This window comes from Synechococcus sp. CCY9201 (assembly GCF_034931105.1).
GTDB lineage: Bacteria > Cyanobacteriota > Cyanobacteriia > PCC-6307 > Cyanobiaceae > CBW1002.
This window is the reverse complement of record NZ_JAYGIC010000139.1, coordinates 1-2,682: the sequence shown is the minus strand read 5'-3', so window position 1 is coordinate 2,682 and position 2,682 is coordinate 1. Positions and strand designations below refer to the sequence as shown.

Below are 2,682 nucleotides of genomic sequence, written 5' to 3'. Positions count from 1 at the left end.
GCCGGTGAGCCAGCCGCCCAGCGCCAGGTAGGCGGTGGGGAACAGCAGCAGACCGGACCACCCCACGAATACGAAGCGGTCGCGCTTGAGCCAGTCATCGAGGACGTCGAACCATCCCCGCTGCGGCGCGCGTCCAACAGCAATCGTCATGGGAAGAAACGGTGCGGGAAACCCGCGGAAGCTGTGTGGGATACCGGGCGATGGTAACAATGTTCCCAGCCAGCGCGAGACAGGCTGCAATGGGCTGACATGCCTTGGCGGAGCAGGGTTCTGAGGGGCCTAGGTATTTCTGCTTTAGGTCGATCTCGATCTGGGGATGAGCCCATGCGTCCGTCGGTGCGGCGGATGCAGACCGTGTTCGTCAGGCTTGCCGCCCGCGGGCCAAGATGGCCTCTCCGAACCCTGACTCCTGCATGGCGGCTTTCGAAGCCCCGCACATCGCGATGTCCAACCCTGCCACCAGCCCCACCGATCTGCTGGAGCAACCGGTGCTGGGCTCAAGGCGTTTGTCGAATCTTCTTGTGGCAGCCGTGGTGACCACCGGCGGTGTCGGTTTCCTGCTCACCAGCGCCTCCAGCCGTTGGGGGATCGACCTTCTGCCGATCGGCCACCCGGCGGAGCTCGAGTGGGTGCCCCAGGGTCTGGTGATGGGTCTGTATGGCATCGCCGCCGTGTTGCTCGCCACCTACCTCTGGTCGGTGATCGGCATCGACGTGGGCGCTGGCGTCAACCGCTTCGACCGCCGAGCCGGCACCGCCACGATCGAGCGCCGCGGTTTCCGCCAGATGATCCGCGTCGAGATCCCCCTGCGGGAGATCCAGGCGGTGAAGATCGATGTGCGCGATGGTCTCAACCCCCGCCGCCGCCTGGCCCTGAAGGTGCAGGGCCGACGCGATCTGCCGCTCACCCGCGTGGGTGAACCCATCCCCCTGGCCGACCTGGAATTGTCGGGTGCCCAGCTGGCCCGCTTCCTCGGGGTAGCCCTCGAAGGGCAGTGATCCAGGCTTCCACCCCCTGTGCTGTGCTGCTGCGCTGATGCCGGATTTCTCCCCCCCTTGCTCGGATCCGTCCGCTGATCCGTCCGTTCTTCTCTCCCGTGATCGGTTCGCTGCCGAATCGGGGCACCCCGTCGTGACCCGTGGCCCGCAGGGCATCACGCGGGATCGCCTCAGGGGCGCTCTGGGTCGCTCCCTCTGCGCCGGTCTGCTGTTGCTGCTGCCCTGGGTCCTGTCGGCCTGTGGCGCTGAGCCCCGCGCCCAGACCCTGGGCTGCGGCGTTTCGGGTGCGGCTTGCCTGAGTGGGACTGCCCTGGTGAGGCTGCAGACCGCCAAGGGAGAGGTGGAGATCAGCCTCGATGGCGCTGCCGCTCCCCTCACCGCCGGCAACTTCGTGGACCTGGTGAAGCGGGGCGCCTACAACAACACCGTCTTCCACCGGGTGGTGCGGGAGCCCGTGCCCTTCGTGGTGCAAGGGGGCGATCCGCTCAGCGCCAATCCGAAAGTGCCGGCCAGCCAGTACGGCACCGGTAGTTTCATCGAGCCCAGCAGCGGCGAGGCAAGGCTGATCCCCCTGGAGCTGACGGTCAAGGGCGAATCCGAACCCCGCTACGGCGAGCCGATCACCAACCCCAGCCTGACGCGCCAGCTGGCCCTGGTGCACCAGCGTGGGGCCGTGGCCATGGCCCGCTCCAGCGACCCCAATTCGGCCAGCGCTCAGTTCTACGTGGCCCTGGAGGCCCTGCCGGAACTGGATGGCCGCTACGCGGTGTTCGGTCGGGTGACGAAAGGGATGGAGGTGGTGGACAAGATCCAGCAGGGCGACCGGCTGGTGAAAGCCACGCTCGTGGAGGGCGGCACCCTGGTGACGGACAAACCCTGAGAGAGGGCCTGAATGCTCAGGCCGGCACCCGTTTGGCTGAGGCCGTCACCTTCAGGTAGGCGGTGTTCACGCCGGAGGCCCGCTCCAGGGCCACCTTGCCGGTGCGGGCGATTTCGAGAATGCCGTAGGTCTCGAGGATCTGCTCGATCGCCACGAGCTTGCCCGGGTCTCCCACCACTTCCAGGGTGAGGGCGGTTTCGCCCACGTCGATCACGTTGGCTCGGAACACCTGCACCAGATCGAGGATGGCGGCGCGCTGCTCCGGTGGGGCCGCCACCTTGAGCAGCATCAGTTCCCGCTCCACCGATGGGATGGTGGAGAGGTCAGTCACGGCCAGCACGTTGACCAGCTTGTTGAGCTGCTTGGTCATCTGTTCCACCGTGCGGCTGTCGCCCTCCACCACCATGGTGAGACGCGAGACGCCACTTTTTTCGGCGGGTCCCACCGCCAGGCTCTCGATGTTGAAGCCCCGGCGGGCGAACAGGCCGGAGATCCGGCTGAGCGCACCGGACTCGTCTTCCACCAACACCGACAGGGTGTGTTTCATCACGGGGCGCGCCGAGGGCCGCAGGCTGGCCTCAAGTTACGTGTCCACCTCCCGGCACTGGCGAGGGCTGCACCCCCGGGCATCACCTCAGGGCATCACCTCAGGGCAGCCAGCCAGGGGAGCACCGCCTGATGAAAAGCCTCGGGCTGTTCGTCGTGGGGGCAGTGGCCCGCCTGCTCGAGCAGCACCAGCGGCAGCTCGGGCCGGACCGCCCGGCACTGCTCCGCCACCCGGGCCGGCACGAGGCGATCGTCGCG

General features: G+C 67.5%; 3 protein-coding genes and 1 pseudogene. 2 read left to right on the top strand and 2 right to left on the bottom strand.

What is annotated here, in order from left to right:
• Positions 1-150, bottom strand: a pseudogene (locus VB716_RS13330) (photosystem II D2 protein (photosystem q(a) protein)); the annotation flags it as partial.
• A gap of 293 nt (positions 151-443) precedes the next feature.
• On the opposite strand from VB716_RS13330, the gene VB716_RS13325 reads away from it, so the two are divergent.
• Both VB716_RS13325 and VB716_RS13320 read left to right on the top strand, forming a co-directional pair.
• A complete protein-coding gene (locus VB716_RS13325) occupies positions 444-998 on the top strand; it encodes a photosystem I assembly protein Ycf4 (RefSeq protein WP_323270742.1) in 555 nt (184 codons plus the stop codon).
• 37 nt (positions 999-1,035) lie between these two features.
• Positions 1,036-1,878 carry a peptidylprolyl isomerase gene (locus tag VB716_RS13320; protein ID WP_323270741.1) on the top strand — a complete coding sequence of 281 codons (843 nt, stop codon included), beginning with the start codon at positions 1,036-1,038 and terminating at the stop codon, positions 1,876-1,878.
• 16 nt (positions 1,879-1,894) lie between these two features.
• Here VB716_RS13320 and ilvN read toward each other — a convergent pair whose 3' ends face one another.
• A complete protein-coding gene (gene ilvN / locus VB716_RS13315; protein ID WP_197169929.1) occupies positions 1,895-2,425 on the bottom strand; it encodes an acetolactate synthase small subunit in 531 nt (176 codons plus the stop codon).
• Between the last annotated feature and the right edge of the window lie 257 nt (positions 2,426-2,682).